Genomic DNA, 20,187 nt, shown 5'->3' on the forward strand with positions numbered 1-20,187 from the left:
TTATTTTCCTGCTACTTCACGTAAGGCGGTAATTACGCGAGTCACATCGTCATCGGTCATCGTTGGGAATAACGGAATGGAACAAATACGTTCGCTATTCCATTCGGTATCGGGCAACGAAAGAGTGGAATAACGCTCGCGGTAATATTTTTGTGTATGCGCGGCTCTGAAATGCAGCCCGGTGCCAATTCCTTTTGCTTTTAAAGCATCCATGAATTCATTACGGGAAATTCCACAGCGAGTTTCATCTATGCGCAGAATAAAAAGATGCCAGGCATGTTTATGTGCCCAACCTGGTTGAATAAGCGGTAAATAAGGCATATTCACTAATTCGTTTAAATAACGTTCAGCTATTTCAGTGCGGCGCGCGTTGTTTTGTTCGAGTTTTTTTAACTGCACCAGCGCAATGGCTGCATTAATATCCGCGAGGTTGTATTTATAGCCCGGCGAGATAACTTCCGCCTGCGGTGCACGCCCCAGCGTCTGGCGGTCGAACGCATCAACGCCCAGGCCGTGGAACTTCAGGCTGCGCATTCTATTCGCCAGTTGCTCATCATCGGTAACAATCAACCCGCCTTCGGCGCAGGTCATGTTTTTGATGGCGTGGAAGGAGAAAATCGCCGTTCCTTTGTCTCCAACATGTTTGCCTTTGTAGTGAGTTCCCGCCGCGTGCGCAGCATCCTCAATCACAGGGATCCCGTGGCGTTCGCCCACCGCACGGATGGCGTCAATATCCACCGGCGCTCCGGCGTAATGAACCGGAATAATGGCGCGGGTGCGGGGAGTAATCGCGGCTTCAATCGCCTGCGCCGTGACCATTAACGTATCGCAGTCGACGTCAATCATCACCGGTTCACCACCGAGTAATACAATCATATTCAGGGTGGAAACCCAGGTCAGCGACGGCGTGATCACTTCATCGCCCGCCCCAATGCCCAGCGCCATCAATGCGACATGCATACCCGCCGTTGCAGAGCTCACCGCAATCGCATGCTTATTGCCGGTTAACTCGCAAAATGCCTGTTCAAGTGCCTGATTTTTAGGGCCAGTTGTTATCCAACCAGACTGCAAAACTTCACTCACTGCGTTGATTTCTTCTGGTCCCATCGCAGGACGTGAGAAAGGCAGAAATTCACTCATTGGATATCCCTGTAATTATCTAAGTTGCTTTTTAAATCATGAGCCGGGTTAATTAAATGAAAGCACAACATGATTGCGTTACTGCGCTCCAAATTAAACCGGATTAAAACAAAACCATCATGGCAGAGATTCCTTAGCTCAATATTAAGATGGACGGAATCACAGTGAAAATTTAGAAGGGCAACATTAAGGTTAAATTAAGGTTCAGGGTAAATAATCCCTTTCGTAATTTGCAGGCGTAAATAGTCACGTCAAAAACTTGTTTGCAAATTTGTTAATCCCTTTTTTTAGCTAAAAAAACAATATCGTTGGAGATGTAAATGCCTGTACTTTTCAGGATGAAAGTTATCCCACTGGTTTTGCTGTTGGCGATGGTTTTTGCCTTCCTACTCAACTGGCCCGTGCTGCTGCATTTTTACGATATTTTGTCGCATCTTGAGCATGATAAAGCCGGCTTTGTTATCTCCATCCCGTTTGTCCTGGTGGCCGCGCTCAACTTCGTCTTTATGCCCTTCTCTGTCCGTTATCTGCTCAAACCGTTCTTTGCGTTGCTGCTGATTACCGGGTCGATGGTCAGTTATTCGACGCTTAAGTATAAAGTGATGTTTGATCAATCCATGATCCAGAACATCGTTGAAACCAACCCGCAAGAAGCCCATTCCTACCTGAACGGCTCGATCATTTTGTGGTTGTTACTGACGGGGGTTCTTCCGGCTGTCTTGCTGTTTTTAATAAAAATCGAGTACCCATCGAAATGGTATAAAGGTGTTGCCTGGCGCGCGCTGTCGATGCTGGCGTCCCTGGCGCTTATCGCCGGTGTGGCCGCAATCTATTACCAGGATTACGCTTCCGTGGGTCGTAATAACTCCACGTTAAACAAAGAAATCATCCCGACCAATTACGTTTACAGCACCTTTGGCTATGTGAAAGACACGTACTTTACGACCAAAGAACCGTTCCAGACGCTGGGTGATGACGCCAAACGTGTAGCCAGTGCAGATAAACCGACGCTGATGTTCCTGGTGATTGGGGAAACGGCGCGCAGCAAAAACTTCTCAATGAATGGCTATTCACGCGACACCAACGCCTGGACCCGCCAGATTGGCGGCGTTATTTCCTTTGCCAATGTGCATTCTTGTGGCACCGCCACCGCAGTCTCTGTGCCGTGTATGTTCTCTGATATGAATCGCACCGAGTACTCCCACAAAAGAGCCGCCAACAGCGAAGGTCTTCTCGATGTGGTGCGCAAAACGGGCGTTTCAATGCTCTGGAAGGACAATGACGGCGGTTGTAAAGGCGCTTGCACGCGCATCCCGACTATCGAGATTAAGCCGACCGCTGACCCAAAACTTTGTGATGGGCAAACCTGCTATGACGAAGTGCTGCTGGATAATATCGATCAGGATATTTCTAAAATGTCAGGCGATAAAATGTTGGCATTCCATTTAATTGGCAGCCACGGTCCAACCTACTTCCAGCGTTATCCTGCGGATCAACGCCATTACATGCCGGAGTGTGCGCGTAGCGATATTGAAAACTGCACCCAGGAACAGCTCGTCAATTCCTACGACAACACCATCCGTAATACCGACCGTGTGATGGCGCAAATGATTGAAAAACTCAAACAATACAGTGACCGTTATAACACCGTACTGATTTACGTTTCCGACCACGGCGAATCATTAGGCGAAAAAGGGTTATACCTGCACGGCACCCCGTACAAAATTGCGCCTGAGGAACAAACGCATATTCCGATGCAAGTGTGGATGTCACCCGGCTTTATTGCCGAGAAACACATGAATATGACGTGCCTGCAAAATAACGCGCTCAAGAACGCTTATTCCCACGACAATTTGTTCTCGTCGGTACTGGGGCTTTGGGATATTAGCACCAGCGTTTATAAACCCGACATGGATATATTCCACGGATGCCGCAGTTAATGCACAATCACTGAAAAGCTTTTTTATGACTCATGCTATGATTTCGGCAAAAAATAGCATGGGTAAATCAAGTGGGTTCGAGTAAAAGAGGTGCGCTGAACGTCTTAACGGCAGCGATTTTGTGGGGAAGTTCTGGGGTTTGCGCGCAATACATTATGGAGCAGAGCCAGATGTCATCGCAGTTTTTAACGATGACGCGCCTGTTGTTTGCCGGGTTAATTTTGCTGACGCTGTCCTTTATTCAGGGCGAGACAATTTTCCGCATTTTCAAAAACCGCCAGGATGCCATCAGCCTGCTGGTGTTCTCCCTGGTGGGTGCGCTGGCCGTGCAACTCACCTTCCTGATGACCATTGAAAAATCCAACGCTGCCACCGCCACCGTGCTCCAGTTTTTATCCCCTACCATTATCGTGGCCTGGTTCTCGCTGGTGCGTAAATCCCGCCCCGGTGTGTTGGTTTTTGCGGCAATTGGCACCTCATTGCTGGGCACCTTTTTATTAGTGACCCATGGCGACCCGACGTCGCTCACGATTTCCGGTAGCGCATTATTCTGGGGGATTGCCTCGGCTTTCGCCGCCGCGTTTTACACCACCTGGCCTTCGCGTTTAATCGCCCGGTACGGCACCCTGCCGATTGTCGGCTGGAGTATGTTAATAGGCGGCGCGATGCTTCTGCCATTTTATGCCGGCCAGGGAGGCGACTTTGTGATAACCGGAAATGTGCTGTTGGCCTTTTTCTATCTGGTGGTTATCGGAACGTCACTCACTTTCAGCCTCTATTTAAAAGGTGCGCAGCTTATTGGCGGGCCAAAAGCCAGTATTTTGAGTTGCACCGAACCGTTAAGCAGCACGTTCCTTTCGCTATTATTGCTGGGCATTACCTTTACGGTTTCCGACTGGCTGGGCACCCTGATGATTTTATCTTCAGTTATTCTGATTTCGCTGGACTCACGCCGTCGCGTCATCACCCATCAGGCGTAAAAAACGCACATATAAAAGAGGCACCCCATGGGGTGCCTCGAAACATTTAACGCTTTACTCATTCGTACATTACAGCGTCCCTGTCCCACCATCTGAACACCAGACCTGCCCTGAGGTAAAGCTGGACTCTGGCGAAGCAAAGGTCACGTACAGTGACGCAATTTCAGCCGGTTGCCCTGGGCGTCCAAGCGGTGCGGAAGCGCCAAACTTTTCAATTTTTTCCTGCGGCTGCCCGCCGCTGCACTGCAAAACCGTCCAATACGGGCCTGGCGCGACAGCATTGACCCGGATCCCCTCGGGTGCGAGCTGCTTCGCGAGAGATTTGGTGAATGCCACAATCGCGGCCTTGGTCTGAGAGTAATCAAGCAAATTATCACTGGGTAGGTAAGCCTGCACGGACGCGGTATTAATGATTGCCGCACCCCGTGGCAGATAGCTCAGCGCCGCTTTGGTTATCCAGAACATGGCGTACACATTGGTTTTGAAAGTGGCATCAAACGCTTCAGTCGTGAGGTCTTTGATTGATTCGCAGAACTGTTGACGCCCTGCGTTGTTAATCAGCAAATCTAATCCGCCCAGTTCCTGTGCGGCCTGCGTCACCAGTTGCTGGCAAAACGCTTCGTTGCGGATATCGCCCGGAATGGCGACGGCCTTACATCCCTCGGCACGAATCAGCGCAATCACTTCAACGGCATCTTCTTCTTCCTCGGGCAGATAATTAATCGCCACATCGGCCCCTTCACGAGCAAAGGCAATGGCCACGGCCCGCCCTATTCCTGAATCTCCGCCGGTAATTAACGCCTTACGCCCAATAAGTCTGTCGCTGCCTTTATAGGATGTTTCACCGTGATCGGGGACGGGGATCATGTTTTTGGCAAGCCCCGGAAATGGCTGCTTCTGATGTTCAAATGGTGGCGATGGATAAGCATCGGAGTGGGTTCTATTGCGTGAATCGGGGATCCCATTCTTGCTTTGCATATTCAGCTCCTGTGATTTTCATTCGCAGAACAGAAAGCATAGAACAAAAGGCCACCGAGGTGGCCTTAAAGCTGAGAACAAGATTCTTCCCAGGTCGGATAAGCGCAGCGCCACCCGACAACTCGCTAATCAGAAATCATAGGTCATTGACACTTTCAGCGTACGCGGCTCGCCCTGGAAGATATAGGTGCCTAAATCTTCTACGCCAGACCAGTATTTCTCGTTGGTGACGTTATCAACGCCCGCCCGCACCACCATTTCATTGCGATCGGCATTCAGGTTCATACGATAGCGGACACCGAGATCAAGCGTGGTGTAACTGTCGAGTTTTTTGGTATTCGCCGCATCGGCATATTGCGAACCGGTGTGGTTCACTTTCGCCGTCGCCGTCAGTCCGTTAACCGGCTTGATGTCGTATTCCGCGCCCACCACCATGTAGAAACGGGAGACACCAATGGCGTCTTTGCCGTCAGTTTTGCCGCCTGCGGTGTGGGTCTGCTCCGGATCCAGCCACATCGTGCTGCCGTTTAAGCGCAAGCCTAACATTGGCTCGCCAAACACGTTCAGCTCCACACCCCGGTTGCGCTGCTCGCCGTCGAGCGCGTAATAGTTACTGGCATTCAAAACGGCAGAGGGTTTTTTGATTTCGAAAAGCGCAAGCGAACCGCCGACACGCTCGTAATCAATTTTCACCCCGGCTTCATCTTGTTTAGAGTGCGCGATACCGGTGCTTTGCCCGTAGTTGGCCGCCCCTTTTGGCGCATTGCTTCCCGGCTGCAGCGCTTCGGTATGGTTCGCATAGAGAGAGATTTCATTCCATGGCTTGTACACCAGCCCGAAGGTCGGCATCCAGCGGCTTTGCGTATACCGCGAGGAAGTGTCTTCGAGGCCAGTTTTGTTGCTGTAGTTACGCACCACCACTTTTTGATGACGGGCAGCGGCGGTAAACAGCACGCTGTCATCCAGGATGCCAAACGTGTCACTCAGCAGCCAGCCCTGCGTGCGGTTACGCGCCGTGGTCAGCGGGTCAAAATAGTCGCCGCCAAAGTACGCATTCGTCGGTTCTGGTACTGCGTGATTATCATAAATATTGGTGGTTGGATTTTTGGCAGACATGCGCCACGCGGTAGCGTCGCGTTTGATTTGCGCGGAATAGCCAACGTTCACTTTATGAGAAATCGCGCCGGTATCGAAATCACCGCGCATCCCCGCCATGCCGCTGAAGGCGTCAATAATACGATTGGTATCCAGACGGCCGACGGTGGCATCGCCGTTTTCATTGAGCAGTTTAGGGGCGCTATAAGTGCCGGTTTCGTGAGCGTGTTGTGCGCCTAATGCCGCGTAGCTCGTCCAGCTATCGGTCAAATCAAACTCGGTTTTCGCCATGCCGAATTCGTTTTCGATATCGCTGTAGCCCCATTTCTGGCTGTAGTTTTTGGTGCTGCCCGGCACGTCAGGAATGAAATCAACGCCGCTGATATTGATGCCCATGGTGCCGCCATGGAACGTTTTCTTCTGATAGCCAAAATCCAGAGATGAACGCGAGCGATCGGTTTTATAATCGAGGCCAATGGAGGCAAGCGTGGTACGGCGTTTGTCATCATCGACCGCCGCTTCCCCTTCGCGATGCACCAGATTCACGCGCGCGCCAAACTGGTCGTTATCGCCGAAACGGCGTCCGACATCCAGCGAACCGCCTACCTGGGAATCTGATGTGTAATCGACGCCAATCTGGGTGGTCGGTAACGCCTCGGCACGTTTTGGCTCGAGGTTAATCATGCCGCCAACGCCGCTGCCCGCCGCGCCATTGAGCAAAGCATTCGCGCCTTTAAAAACTTCGACACGTTCGAGCATCTGAGTGTCCATTACCTGGCGCGGTACCACGCCCGACAGGCCACCCATCGTCATATCGTCGCCATCGAGTTTGAAGCCACGAATACGGTAGGTTTCGGAGAAGTTGCCGTAACCCTGCACCGCCTGCACGCCCGCATCATTGCTGACAACATCGCCAATGGTTTTGGCCTGCTGGTCCTGAACCAGTTTGGCGGTATAGCCGATCACGTTGAACGGCACGTCCATCGCTTTTTGCTCGCCTAACATGCCCAAACGCCCGCCGTGGGCGATTTGCCCGTCCATGTATGCCGGAACCAGTTCGTTGCCGCCGGGTTTAAATGCGCTATCGGCATTGCCCTGCACGACAATCGACTCCTCTTGATTCTGCTGTGTGGACGCGTCGTTGCTGGCTGCGTGAGTGGTTTGAGTGACCGCTCCCATTGCCATCGCAATCAGAGATTTACGTAATAAACGGGTTTTGCCCAGGGTGTTGTGCATAATTTTCTCGCCAAAAAATCCAAATAAAACAAAATGGCCCGCAACCGGGCCTGGTGCTTATTTTTTGAGGTCGATTCTCACGATGCTGTCCGGGCCATTCGTGGAATGATCTTTGTTAAAGGCTTGCTTGACGGTGACATAGAGAATTTGCCCGTCGTCAGAGAGCAGCAGGCTGTTTGGGTTGGGCTTTAAATCCCACGATTTCTTCAGCGCATAAGTGGTGCCATCGAGGCTCAGTAGCTTGCCGGACTCGCGCTGAGTGATGTAAATCTCATTGCGTTTGGCGTTGAATTTCACCGCCAGAGAATCGCCCACCGCCAACTGCTTAATCACTTCTCCGGTACGGATATTCAGCACCAGCGTGGTTTTCGCTTTCGAGTTATCCGTGACAAACAGACGCCCCGTCGCGCTGTCTTCTGCCATATTGAGCAGCAATGCCGGTTTATCGCCCAGCGGTTTCCAGCGTTTTTCGACGCGGTTTGTTTTCGGGTTAATGACCAGAATCTCACCGCTGCCATTGGCGGCGTAAATGCGGTCGGTGGTTTGGGAATAATGCAGGCCGGTCATCCATTTACCGGTATTTTTGATGCGCATTTTAAGCTTCATAGTTTCGGCATCCACCACCCAGATTTGCGCCGGGTCAGCAACCGCGCCGATGTAAAGCACGCCGTTATGCAGCAACACTTCACGAGCACCGTAAGGGAAACCCTCTTTGTTGCGCTCGCTAAATAAAATACGTGATTTCACTTTGCCATCTGCGGTGTTCACCGCACTCAGACCGCCATCCAGAGAGTTAGTCACATACACAATCTGCCCATCCGGGGAGAGAGCCATCCCGAAGTTTTTCAGGTCAGTGTGGCTCGAACCAACGGTTTTAAGCGTAGTGGCATCCAGCTTGTAAATTACCCCGCCCTGCACATCTTTAAATCCTTCAGCGCTGGCGACATACAGCACATCGCCCTTCGGGCCGAGCGCCATTTCGTAGAGTCCGGCGGCTAAATCGCGCTGAGTGGTATCGGTGGCGACGGCTTTTTGCGTGGCGGGAGGCGTGGTTTGCGAGGTTTGCTGCGTTGCGCAACCGCTCAGTGCCACTGTCAAAAACAGTGCAACGGCGGAGAATTTTATTTTCATCAGGAAAATCCCTGTCATATCCGTCAATAAAAAAGAGAATGAGAACTATACTCATTAGTATTTTGTAATCAAGCGTAAATGACTGAATCAATAAAAATCTCTGCGTCGGTAAGGGGTACTACATAGTCCATACTAGCCGGTCGGCACGACCGCGACACCGCTCACGCCGGGCATCACCTCTTTCATCATCTCGATAAACTTGCGCAGACGTGCCGGGTAATAACTTGCATAAGGATAAAGCAGATAAACAGGTAACGGCGCGGCCTGCCAGTCGGGCAAAACGTGCTGCAACGTTCCTTGTTCCAGGTCCTCCTTCACCACCCACGAAGAAACCATACCAACGCCTACCCCGCTGATAGCCGCATTGCGCACCGCATACAGGCTGTCGGTGCTCAGCCTTGGAGTAATAGTGAAGCGTAACTCCTCGCCGCGGATCACATGATTTAGCGTGACTTCGTTACGATAAAAACTGCTCAGCGCCACCCACGGTAATGCCGCTAAATCCCCCACGTCCGTCACCGGTTGATAGCCTGCCAAAAGCGACGGCGCAGCGACCACAATGCGCGGTACTTCTGCCAGTCGGATCGCCACCACCGAGGGGTCGGTAATCGCGCCAACGTGAATCGCGCAATCAATACCCTCGGGGATAAAATCCGGAGAATGGTCGTTAAGCACCCACTCAATATTGATATGCGGGTAACGCTGCAAGTAGTCGCCCAGAGGCTTAATAAGCTGATCCTGGCCGAAAGCGTGTGGCGCACGAACGCGCAGCACCCCAACCGGATCATCACTCACGCCGCTGACTTCATCTTCCAGCCTCTGCCAGGTTTCTATTAGTTTGCGCGCATGTTGATAACACCGCTCGCCATCATCCGTGAGTTTCATGCTGTGAGTGGTTCGCTGGATTAATTTTACGCCAAGCAGTTGCTCAAGGCTTTGCAGGCGGCGGCTAATGGTCGGCTGAGTAGTTTCGAGCTGCACCGCGGCCGCTGAAAGGCTACCGCTCTCAACGATACGAACGAAGGTTTGTAATATGGCTATACGGTCGCCACTGGGATTAAAGTTTTTGTTCATACGTAAAGTGTATAACAGTTTTACCCCGCCTGGGGCTACAACGGGCAGCGAATAACGATAAAAATGGCGACACATTCACTTCATGAGCACTTACAGGAGCGCGCCATGAGCCAGCTTTCCGCAGTCTCTTCATCCGTAACCGACAACCCGCTGTCGGGCAAAATTGTTTTTCTTCTGGCACTCGGCGCTGGCCTGAGCGTGGCTTCAATTTATTACAGCCAGCCGATGCTCGGAATTATCGCCAGCACTTTCCACGCTCGTGTCGGTGACGTTGGCCTGGTGCCGACGCTGACACAAATCGGTTATGCACTGGGCATTTTGTTGCTCGCGCCGCTGGGTGACCGCTTCGATCGCCGCCGTATCATTCTGGTTAAAGGCACCCTGCTCGCACTGACTTTGCTGTTATGCGGATTTGCATCTTCCTGGCACGTGTTACTACTCAGCAGCCTGGCAATTGGGCTGGTAGCAACGGTCGCACAGGATATTATTCCCGCTGCCGCAACGCTCGCTCACGAAAGTCGCCGGGGGAAAATTGTCGGTATGGTGATGACCGGGCTGCTGGCAGGGATTCTGCTTTCACGCGTATTTAGCGGCATCGTGGCGGAATTATTCGGCTGGCGCAGCGTTTATGGAATTGCCGCTGCGGGAGTATGGCTTGTCACGTTAACGCTGTGGCGTGTGCTGCCTGATTTCAAGCCGGAAACCACGCTGCGCTATCCGGCACTATTGCGCTCGCTGGGCAAGCTATGGATGGAATACTCCGCTTTACGCCGTGCCGCGCTGGCGCAGGGATTACTGTCGATTGCCTTTAGCGCGTTCTGGTCAACACTGGCAATAATGCTCGCCGAGCGCTTCCATCTTGGCAGTGCGGTAGCAGGGGCTTTTGGACTGGCTGGCGCTGCTGGGGCGCTTGCCGCGCCGCTGGCGGGAACTCTCGCGGACCGTCGTGGCCCGAACTTCGTCACCAAAATCGCCTCAGCGCTAGTGGTTATTTCATTTGCGTTAATGTTTGTGCTGCCGCTGCTGCCAGTCCCTGCGCAGCTGGCGGTTATCATCATCAGCGCTATCGGTTTTGACCTCGGTATTCAGGCTTCATTGGTGGCGCATCAGACCATTATTTATGCTCTTAACCCAGCCGCACGTAGCCGTCTGAACGCCATCATGTTTACGGTGGTATTTATCGGCATGGCGCTGGGTGCGGCATTAGGCAGCAAAGCACTGGAAACCTTCGGTTGGCCGGGGATGGTAGCGCTGGCAACCGGTGCGGCGTTATGCGGATTACTGATTCGTCTAACCACGCGTTCAGGCAAATAACGAATCGCCCCCTGCCCCCGTTTTGCGCTTTCAGGATTAATCCCATCGCTCATGGCGTCTATGCTTACTAGTTCAGTACGAAAACACTGGAGGCGGTATGAGCAACCCGAATACTGGCGCACATAATAATAACGCCGGGCGGCAGGACACCAACCCGATTGAATATTACAGCTTTCGTCTCACACGCCGCAGCCTGCTTAAAGCAGGAGCAGCATCGGCGGCAGTAGCCATCGCGCCCCGGCATGCTTTTGGCGCAAGCGACGCTACCGCAACACCCGCGCCTGAAATGGCAAACGTAACCCTAAAAATCAACGGCGAAACCCGGCAACTGGAGGTCGATACGCGTACCACGTTGCTGGATGCGCTGCGCGAAAACCTGCATCTTACCGGCACCAAAAAAGGCTGTGACCACGGCCAGTGCGGTGCATGTACAGTGTTGGTGGACGGGCGTCGGATAAACGCCTGCCTGACGCTCGCGGTAATGCAAGACGGTGCTGAAGTGACCACCATCGAAGGGATAGGCACACCAGAAAATCTCCACCCGATGCAGGCCGCATTCATCAAACATGATGGCTACCAGTGTGGTTACTGCACGCCAGGGCAAATCTGCTCATCGTTGGCGGTGCTCAAGGAAATCGAGCAGGGAATTCCCAGTCACGTGACCCTCGATTTAGTCTCAGCGCCTCAGGCCACCAGTGATGAAATTCGCGAGCGGATGAGCGGGAATATCTGCCGCTGCGGCGCTTATGCCAACATTCTTGCCGCCATTGAAGATGTGGTCGGAGGGCAGAAATCATGAAGGCTTTTACTTATGAACGCGTGAAAACCCCCGCTGAGGCTGCCACCAGCGCACAAAAAAAAACCGGTGCTAAATTTATTGCTGGCGGCACCAACCTGCTGGATTTAATGAAGCTTGAGATTGAAACGCCCACGCATCTGATTGATGTCAACGGCCTCGCGCTGGATAAAATAGAGCCGACGCCAGACGGCGGGCTGCGGATTGGCGCCCTGGTGCGTAACACCGATCTTGCCGCAGACGCGCGGGTACGACGGGATTACGCGGTGCTTTCCAGAGCGCTGCTTGCAGGCGCATCGGGCCAGCTTCGCAACCAGGCGACCACCGCCGGGAATTTGCTTCAGCGCACGCGATGCCCCTACTTTTACGATACCCATCAGCCTTGCAACAAGCGGCTTCCCGGTAGCGGTTGCGCAGCACTTAACGGTTTCAGCCGCCAGCATGCCGTGGTGGGCGGCAGTGAAAGCTGCATCGCCACCCATCCGAGCGATATGGCTGTGGCAATGCGCCTGCTGGATGCTGTCATTGAAACCGTGGACCCCAATGGCTTTGAGCGCAAAATCCCGGTTGCGGATTTCTGGCCCGCGCCCGGCAACACGCCCCATCAAGAAACCGTGTTAAATGCGGGAGAACTTATCACCGCCGTCACCCTCCCGGCACCGCTCGGCGGCACCCATATTTATCGTAAAGTCCGTGATCGCGCGTCCTACGCTTTTGCCCTGGTTTCCGTCGCTGCGGTTGTGCAAAAAGATGGATCGGGCCGCGTGGCGCTGGGTGGCGTGGCGCACAAACCCTGGCGGCTTGAAGAAGCGGACGCGCAACTGACCAACGGCAGTCAAAGCGTTTACGAGCGGTTATTCGCAAGCGCCCATCCGACGCCCGAAAACGAATTCAAGTTGCTGCTGGCGAAGCGCACCCTCGCCTCGGTACTGACGGAAGCGAGGGGATAAGCCGATGAAATTTGAAAATCCTGCCAAAGAGAACCCTATCGACCAGCTTAACGTGGTCGGCCAACCGCATGACCGTATCGACGGCCCGTTGAAAACCACCGGCACCGCGCATTATGCCTACGAGTGGCATGACGAACAGCCCGATGCGGCGTATGGCTATGTAGTAGGCGCGGCGATTGCTAAAGGCCGTATTCAATTGATTGATCTTTCCGCCGCCGAAAAAGCCGCAGGCGTTATTACGATTGTCACCGCCGAAAACGCCGGGCATTTGGGTAAAGGCGAGAAAAACCCGGCCAAACTGCTCGGTGGCCCGGAAATTGACCATTACCACCAGGCCATTGCCGTCGTGGTCGCACAAACTTTCGAGCAGGCGCGTGCGGCAGCCGAACTTATTAGCGTGGATTACCATCGCGAGCGCGGTCGTTACGATTTAGCCTGCGAAAAACCGTCTGTTTCCACGCCGCCCGAAGATGAACCGGACAAATCCGTCGGTGATTTTGCCAGTGCCTTTGCCGCTGCCGCCATACAGCTCGACGCCACCTACACCACGCCGGATCAAAGCCATATGGCGATGGAGCCTCATGCCTCAATGGCTGCGTGGAATGGCGATAAACTCACGGTCTGGACCTCTAATCAGATGGTGGACTGGTGTCGCAGCGATTTGAGCCTGACGCTGAAACTGCCGAAAGAAAACGTGCGAGTGATATCGCCTTATATCGGCGGTGGCTTTGGCGGCAAGTTATTCGTGCGTAGCGATGCGCTGCTGGCGGCACTCGGTGCTCGCGCGGCTAAACGTCCGGTCAAAATCGCGCTGCAAAGGCCGCTTATCCCTAACAACACCACGCACCGCCCGGCCACTATCCAGCATATTCAAATCGGCACCGATAACACCGGACGCATTAACGCCATCTCGCACGAAAGCTGGTCAGGTAATGTCGCGGGTGGCCCGCCGGAAACCGCCGTCCAGCAAAGTGAATTGCTTTATGCGGGAGCCCATCGCCACACCGGATTACGGCTGGCGGAACTCGATTTACCCGAAGGCAACGCCATGCGCGCGCCCGGAGAAGCGCCTGGATTAATGGCGCTGGAAATCGCTATCGACGAAATAGCCGAAAAAGCTGGCGTAGACCCCATCGAATTTCGCGTGATCAACGACACCCAGGTTGACCCGGCAAATCCTGAGCGCTTTTTCTCGCGCCGCCAGTTAGTGGAATGCCTGCGGACCGGGGCTGAACATTTTGGCTGGCAGCACCGCAACCCCAAACCGGCGCAAGTGCGTGACGGGCGCTGGCTGGTCGGTATCGGTGTGGCGGCAGGTTTTCGCAATAACATGGTGATGAAATCCGGCGCACGGGTTCACCTTGATGCGCAAGGCATCGTCACCGTTGAAACGGATATGACGGATATCGGGACGGGCAGTTACACCATCATCGCCCAGACGGCAGCAGAAATGCTGGGCGTGCCGCTGGAAAGCGTCGTGGTGCGCCTGGGGGATTCTGATTTCCCGGTGTCTGCGGGTTCAGGCGGGCAATGGGGAGCGAACAGTTCGACGGCGGGAGTCTATGCCGCCTGCGTGAAATTACGTGAGGCCATCGCCAACACGCTTGGGTTTGACGCGAACACGGCGGTATTTGCCGATGGGCAAATCAAATTCGGCGCCCGTACCGCTCAACTTAGCGATGCGGCCTCCGGCGGCAAATTGAGTGTCGAAGACAGTATTGAATTTGGCGACCTGGAAAAGACATTCCAGCAATCCACCTTCGCGGCGCATTTTGTCGAAGTCGGCGTCGACGTTGCCACGGGCGAAACCCGCGTGCGCCGTATGCTGGCCGTCTGCGCGGCGGGCCGGATCCTCAACCCTAAAACGGCGCGCAGCCAGGTGATCGGCGCGATGACCATGGGCGTGGGGGCCGCGTTAATGGAAGAATTAGCCGTCGATACGCGCCTGGGGTATTTCGTTAATCACGACCTTGCGGCATACGAAGTCCCGGTTCATGCGGATATTCCCGCCCAGGAGGTGATTTTCCTCGATGACACCGACCCGGTTTCATCCCCGATGAAAGCCAAAGGTGTGGGGGAATTGGGGCTATGCGGCGTGAGTGCGGCTATCGCCAATGCGGTTTATAACGCCACGGGCGTGCGGGTGCGCAACTACCCCATCACGCTGGATAAACTGCTCAAACACTTACCGGAGCTGATTTGATTCAGGCTGCGCGACTTCACATTATCCTAATTCCCCGGCGTTGCGCTCAGGCCAACTATACTTAACCATTCATTGTCCTTTAAGGAGTTCGGTATGTTTGATAAAGCCACAGACAAAATCAACGAAGCAGCAGGCACAGCGCGAGAATTATACGGTAAGCATGCGCATAACCCGGATGACCAGTTTAAAGGCGCGGCACGTAAATATGCGTCCCAGGCCAGTTACGCGGTAAGAGATGCGACCGATAACGTACGTGACCAGGTTTCAACCAACCCTATCGCCGGTTTAGCCATTGCCGCCGCAGTGGGCGTGGTGTTTGGTTTCCTGTTAGGCCGGAAATAAACCCTGCAAATTGAATTAATAAATAAGATATTGGGCTGTTTAACAGCCCTTAATAACAGACTTTAAACTCTCTGCTTTTAATGTTGTTATGAATAGCGGTGTGAATATTATCTTGGCTTCGGATCAAAAATATTATGCAGGTCTAGTGAATTAACTTTGTTTTCTAAAGCACGATGATAATGAATATAACACTCAAATTTCATGTCTAACGCTTCCGGCGATCGGAATGATTTCAACGGAAACATCCCTTTGAGCGATTCAACAAACACTTCAGGGATCATAATAATGTTATCGCTACTGGAGCATAAATAAGCCAGTGTGAGCAGGTTCGGGCTTTCCCATGAAATTTCCCGCTCGCGGAATAAAGGCGTTTGGAAATCCATGTTGTTGACCATGCTGGAGATACTGCCTGAATCTCGCTGCCAACGAAGGTGTTTGTTTGTTTGCCAATCATCCAGCGTAAACGTCTCATTTATGGTTGGATGGTTATTGCTGGCCATAATACACATTTTAGAATACAGATATCGCTTTGAGACTATTGATACATCTTTTGGTAATCTTCCGCCAATATCAATGTCCACTTCTCTGTGTTGTAGCTTGCGCAATCGTTCATTTTCGCAGGTGTCCATGGTGATAAAGTGGAGCAAGGTGCCATCAATCATTGAATTGATATAGTCAGCAAGATAAAACTCAATTAACGAATAAGTGGAAATAATAAATTTTTTGCGCGTAGTATTTAACGCCATTATCTCGCGATATTTTTCCTGCAACGCAAGAGCATGCTCATTAGGTTTTAATCCATTGTTTTTTCTGATGAATGGACTCACACCAAGTTGAGCCGTAAGCTGCTTTAAGGTGTAACTGATCGCTGAAGGCGATATCCCCAGCACTTTTGCCGCTTTCGCCGCACTACCACACTCAATCAGAGTATTAACAACTTTTAATTTTTTTAGGCTAATCTCTTTCATTGCTATTCCTGGATAAAATATCACGGACTCAAGCACAGATCTCTTACGTTGCTCATAACGTTATCGACAAATTTCATCGCCTGTTCATCTTCGGTGATTTGAGTATTAAAATGCATGTAGCAGTCATATTTCATATCGAATTCAGCGGGTAACTTATGACATTGCACCGGGAATTTTTTGGTGAGCATCGGCACAAACATTTTGGGGATAAGCATAATAGAGTCACTGTGCGCGCAGAATGTCACCATGTTAATAATGCTACTGGAAATCAGCCCCACATCTCTACTCTGAATGTATTTACCGACCTTTTCCGCGTTTCGTATGCTGTGACAATAATAGTCAATCATCACATTCCATATCGCATGTCTGGCGCGGTATAAATCATCAACCGACAATTGTGTTGGCAAAGCTTTATTTTGCACCCCTGATAGCGCCACTACATCGCACGATAAGATCTTAACTTTGCTAATAAGCTTATCGGCCGGGAGTTTCCCGCCAATATCCACATCGACAATACCGCTTTTTAGCTTCTCCGCTCTTTCATCAATACTCGCGGTGTAGGGTAAAAACACATAGCGATACAACGATGAGTCCGTGGGTAAATTAAATATGGATTCTGCCAGTAACATTTCCATCGGAGAAAATGTCATCACGGTCAGTTTTTCTCGGCTTACCTCTATACTGTCAGCGTTATTCTCCTGCGCTAATGAGCAAAATTTTTGGTAGCGCTGGCTGAGTTCAAGAGCGGTGGCATCAGGTTTCATGCCCGCTTTGGTTCTGATAAACAGATGTTCCCCGGTGAGGCTTCTGAGTTTTTTTAGTGAGTAGCTGACGGCTCCAGGGGTTAAGTTGAGCAACTGTGCAGCTTTAGTCACGCTCCCACTCACCACTAGCACATTAATTATCTTTAATAATTTTAGGTCGATTTTGCTCTGCATAAAAAAACATTCCGGAATATATTATCATGTCAATTCCTTTGACTTATTTATAACAGTTTAAAATTAACAGCAGATAAACTGAATTTCTTATGAATGAAGCTGGCGTTGGCTACTGAAAATATAATCTCAATTGCAGTGCATAACAATAAACATAGTCAGCTACAAAACGATTCATGCCCTATACATTCAATTCATCCAGATCCAACACCTTGTATTTATTGTTTTTTTAGTTTACTTTTAAATCCATTAAAAAGTTAAATATAAAGATTTAAAGCACGGTAGATAAGCGCAATTATATTTAACCCTTGCGGTTGGATTTACCCCGCGAAATATTGCCGTATCGGAACCACTGCGCTGGTCTATACTCCAGTGAATTTGGGATATTTCAACAAACGAGTCAGATGGGGAACGGGATGCTGCACTGTTCCTGACACCATAAAAGGAGTGATGTTGACCATGGATAATCAACTCGATATGAAAGTTCTTAGAGCCATTCATATCCTCAGCACCTCGGGAAGTGTGACTAAAGCGGCTGAAATCCTGCAAGTCACGCCCGGCGCCGTGAGTTATTTGATTAATAAGGCCAGAAAAAGCACCGGTTCTGCCCTGTTTTTCAGAACCCGCAGCGGGATGAAGCCCAATACGCTGGCACTCGAACTCAGTCAGCGCTATCAAAACATCAACCAGGACTACAATGTGGATGGTTCAGCTTTGTCGCCTGGCGGCCGCGCAATTGTGTTAAGCACCCCTTCAATACTGGAACTGTTGCTGACGATAACGTTGCTGAATAACGAAAATGAACAGACTCAACTGGCCTTTTGCAGACCGTCAGATACCGATTCAGAACGCCTGGCCCGCCTGCGCAATAAAGAAATTGATATTGATGTTGGCTCACGTCTGCCCGTAGACAACTCGATTATTCAACTCAAACTCTTCACCTGTGATGTTGGCATTCTGGTCAGAAAGGGGCATACCACGATTAAGCCCCCCTTCACTCTTGATGACTGGCATCAAAATCGCCATGCCATATGGTCTCGCGGGATGCACTTTATTAGTGATGATGTTGAACAAACCCAGCATTTCCGGGCATTGTTTGAGAAGCGGGATATTGCCTTTGTGGCAAGCAGTTCGCTAAATCTGATTACACTTTGCGCGTTCAGCAATTTGGTTATATTAGTCCCCACCACTATTGGGAAAAAGACGCTAAATATTCTTCCCGTACAGTTACTCGAAGCCCCGCCAGAGCTGCAAATGCGCTATGAATGTTATCTTCATTATCACCATTCATTTTCCAGCGATCATTATTTCCAGCAGCTTTTAATCAGATTGCAAACATTCCTACAAAATTAGCATTTCGAATTTGGTTTTTTAATGATTTGAAATCATAGATTTTACTAAATAAGTTCAACAAGTTACTGATGCGCTCGCTTGTACTAGCGGGCTGAATCGTACATTTTTTGATAGATGGATATTCTTATATTTGATGATTAGTTACGAGTTGGCAGCAATTAATGCTTTAAAATAGCTTATCAAAAGAGATATACCATCGTACCCTTACTTTTTTCAATCCTCCTGCGCTTGATTGTCAGCAATTCACCAAATCAATTGATTTAAATTCCATACATTCAGTATCGTTATTGACCAAAGGGAAACACAGAGAATTAATGGCTTGTTTTTCTGTTAAAGATAATAGAACACATTAAGGTTCTGTTTTCCCTTTGAGTAGGATTTTAATAATTAAGATAGTGAAGTTTTACGGCTTCATTCTAATCCAATATATTGATTAAAGGGTATTTCGATGAAATTCAATTCCGCTTTACTTTCCTTAGTGGCTGCTGGCCTTTTCTCTGTTGCTGCGCACGCAGATACGACGGTTGCAGGCGGCACAATTAAATTCGAAGGTCAGGTTGTTGATGCGGCTTGTTCTGTATTTGCTGATTCCATGGATCAAACCGTGACGCTCGATCAGGTGACCGCTTCTAAACTTGCGACCGCGGGTACAGCAGCAGGCCAGCAGAAGTCATTCAATATCAAACTCGAAGACTGCGACACCACAGCAAGCCAGAATGCATCGGTAACCTTTATTGGCCAATCCGATGCCGTTACTTCGGGCGCTCTGGCGAATACCGCCGGTGCGGGTGCGGCAACTAACGTTGCCCTGCAACTGTATGGCGCAGACGGTGCCGTGCTGCCACTGGGCACAACGTCATCCACAACCACGCTGATTGATGGCGAAAATATTCTGCCATTCAGTGTTGATTACATCGCAACAGGCGCTGCGGCAACAGCGGGTAATGTCTCCGCAGTTGCAACATTTAGCACAACCTTCTCCTGATTTGTTGTCTTCCCCCGCTTAATTGCGGGGGACTTTTTAAATTTATGTCAGAGCGCAAACTATCTATGCATATTCTACAAAAATCTCTTCTTGCCAGTTCTCTGATACTGACGTCGGTCACCTCGGCTTACGCCGGAGGAATTGCTCTGGGGGCCACACGGGTTATTTATCACACCAACGAAAAAAATACGGTTTTACCGATTCTGAATACATCAGAAACCACCCGTTTTTTAATTCAGTCGTGGGTGTCTGATGGCCGCAATAATAAAGTCGATAACTTTATTATTACTCCACCTTTATTTGCCCTTGGCCCCAAAAAAGAGAACCGACTGCGTATTATTTATAACGGCCCAATGCTGCCACAAGATCGCGAAAGCGTATTTTATATTAATAGTAAAGCGATTCCTTCAGTACCCAAAGAATCATTGAAAGGTAATACCTTGCAAATTGCGACCCAGAGTGTCATCAAACTATTTATGCGCCCACAAGGGTTGGAATCGAACCCTGCTGATGCCCCTAAATCTCTGATCTGCCATGTTTCAAACGGCCAGGTTATGGTTAAAAACCCGTCGCCCTATTACGTCACACTGGTGCAATTTCGCGTAGGAAACCAGAAGCTAAAAAATAACATGGTGGCACCAAAGTCGACCTTAACCGCGACTATTCCGGGTCATGCTTCGGGCAGTGTCTATTTCCAGTCCATAAATGATTTTGGCGCGAATAGCGCTGAGCAACACTGCACGGGTTAGCCGACGCGTTTATTAAGG

The 20,187-nt window shown here is 50.8% G+C and carries 17 protein-coding genes; 10 read left to right on the top strand and 7 right to left on the bottom strand.

Annotated elements, in window-relative coordinates; genetic code table 11:
• Complete coding sequence (arnB, locus tag AC0IWZ_RS10960; protein ID WP_471677345.1) at positions 1-1,140, bottom strand: UDP-4-amino-4-deoxy-L-arabinose aminotransferase; 1,140 nt, start codon at positions 1,138-1,140, stop codon at positions 1-3.
• A gap of 320 nt (positions 1,141-1,460) precedes the next feature.
• On the opposite strand from arnB, the gene AC0IWZ_RS10965 reads away from it, so the two are divergent.
• Both AC0IWZ_RS10965 and AC0IWZ_RS10970 read left to right on the top strand, forming a co-directional pair.
• Entirely contained in the window at positions 1,461-3,080 is a 1,620-nt protein-coding gene (locus tag AC0IWZ_RS10965; RefSeq protein WP_471677344.1) for a phosphoethanolamine transferase, read from the top strand.
• 71 nt (positions 3,081-3,151) lie between these two features.
• Entirely contained in the window at positions 3,152-4,060 is a 909-nt protein-coding gene (locus tag AC0IWZ_RS10970; protein ID WP_471677343.1) for a DMT family transporter, read from the top strand.
• A 69-nt stretch (positions 4,061-4,129) separates the two neighbouring features.
• Here the strand turns inward: AC0IWZ_RS10970 and AC0IWZ_RS10975 are convergent, their stop codons facing one another.
• The 4 genes from AC0IWZ_RS10975 to AC0IWZ_RS10990 form a co-directional block, all read right to left on the bottom strand.
• On the bottom strand, positions 4,130-5,038 hold the full coding sequence (locus AC0IWZ_RS10975) for an SDR family oxidoreductase (protein WP_034495836.1): 909 nt from the start codon (positions 5,036-5,038) through the stop codon (positions 4,130-4,132).
• 129 nt (positions 5,039-5,167) lie between these two features.
• Positions 5,168-7,369, bottom strand: coding sequence for a TonB-dependent receptor (locus AC0IWZ_RS10980; protein WP_471677342.1), 2,202 nt, complete (start codon positions 7,367-7,369; stop codon positions 5,168-5,170).
• 57 nt (positions 7,370-7,426) lie between these two features.
• Complete coding sequence (locus AC0IWZ_RS10985) at positions 7,427-8,500, bottom strand: YncE family protein (RefSeq protein WP_471677341.1); 1,074 nt, start codon at positions 8,498-8,500, stop codon at positions 7,427-7,429.
• Between the two features lie 132 nt (positions 8,501-8,632).
• Complete coding sequence (locus AC0IWZ_RS10990) at positions 8,633-9,574, bottom strand: LysR family transcriptional regulator (RefSeq protein WP_471679062.1); 942 nt, start codon at positions 9,572-9,574, stop codon at positions 8,633-8,635.
• Positions 9,575-9,679: 105 nt separating this feature from the next.
• On the opposite strand from AC0IWZ_RS10990, the gene AC0IWZ_RS10995 reads away from it, so the two are divergent.
• From AC0IWZ_RS10995 to AC0IWZ_RS11015, 5 genes are all read left to right on the top strand, one after another.
• Complete coding sequence (locus AC0IWZ_RS10995; protein ID WP_471677340.1) at positions 9,680-10,888, top strand: MFS transporter; 1,209 nt, start codon at positions 9,680-9,682, stop codon at positions 10,886-10,888.
• 97 nt (positions 10,889-10,985) lie between these two features.
• Positions 10,986-11,687 (top strand): aldehyde dehydrogenase iron-sulfur subunit PaoA, encoded by a 702-nt coding sequence (gene paoA, locus AC0IWZ_RS11000; protein WP_471677339.1) that lies wholly within the window; start codon positions 10,986-10,988, stop codon positions 11,685-11,687.
• A complete protein-coding gene (locus AC0IWZ_RS11005) occupies positions 11,684-12,634 on the top strand; it encodes an FAD binding domain-containing protein (protein WP_471677338.1) in 951 nt (316 codons plus the stop codon). The genes paoA and AC0IWZ_RS11005 overlap by 4 nt, the downstream gene beginning before the upstream one ends.
• Before the next feature lie 4 nt (positions 12,635-12,638).
• The gene (gene paoC / locus AC0IWZ_RS11010; RefSeq protein WP_471677337.1) at positions 12,639-14,837 is read left to right on the top strand and encodes an aldehyde oxidoreductase molybdenum-binding subunit PaoC; all 2,199 of its coding nucleotides are present in this window, start codon (positions 12,639-12,641) and stop codon (positions 14,835-14,837) included.
• A 93-nt stretch (positions 14,838-14,930) separates the two neighbouring features.
• Entirely contained in the window at positions 14,931-15,179 is a 249-nt protein-coding gene (locus AC0IWZ_RS11015; RefSeq protein ID WP_034495843.1) for a DUF883 family protein, read from the top strand.
• 107 nt (positions 15,180-15,286) lie between these two features.
• Here the strand turns inward: AC0IWZ_RS11015 and AC0IWZ_RS11020 are convergent, their stop codons facing one another.
• Both AC0IWZ_RS11020 and AC0IWZ_RS11025 read right to left on the bottom strand, forming a co-directional pair.
• Positions 15,287-16,147: a LysR family transcriptional regulator gene (locus AC0IWZ_RS11020; RefSeq protein ID WP_471677336.1), complete on the bottom strand. Its 861-nt coding sequence runs from the start codon at positions 16,145-16,147 to the stop codon at positions 15,287-15,289.
• Positions 16,148-16,167: 20 nt separating this feature from the next.
• Positions 16,168-17,085, bottom strand: a complete 918-nt coding sequence (locus AC0IWZ_RS11025) for a LysR family transcriptional regulator (protein ID WP_034495846.1) — start codon at positions 17,083-17,085, stop codon at positions 16,168-16,170.
• Between the two features lie 456 nt (positions 17,086-17,541).
• Here AC0IWZ_RS11025 and AC0IWZ_RS11030 point away from each other — a divergent pair, with 456 nt between their 5' ends.
• The 3 genes from AC0IWZ_RS11030 (at position 17,542) to AC0IWZ_RS11040 (ending at position 20,169) form a co-directional block, all read left to right on the top strand.
• Positions 17,542-18,435: a LysR family transcriptional regulator gene (locus AC0IWZ_RS11030; protein WP_034496279.1), complete on the top strand. Its 894-nt coding sequence runs from the start codon at positions 17,542-17,544 to the stop codon at positions 18,433-18,435.
• Positions 18,436-18,883: 448 nt separating this feature from the next.
• The gene (locus tag AC0IWZ_RS11035; protein WP_034495847.1) at positions 18,884-19,420 is read left to right on the top strand and encodes a fimbrial protein; all 537 of its coding nucleotides are present in this window, start codon (positions 18,884-18,886) and stop codon (positions 19,418-19,420) included.
• A gap of 44 nt (positions 19,421-19,464) precedes the next feature.
• On the top strand, positions 19,465-20,169 hold the full coding sequence (locus AC0IWZ_RS11040; protein WP_471677335.1) for a fimbrial biogenesis chaperone: 705 nt from the start codon (positions 19,465-19,467) through the stop codon (positions 20,167-20,169).
• The last annotated feature ends 18 nt before the right edge of the window (positions 20,170-20,187 follow it).

It is taken from the genome of Buttiauxella sp. AC142 (assembly GCF_979253435.1).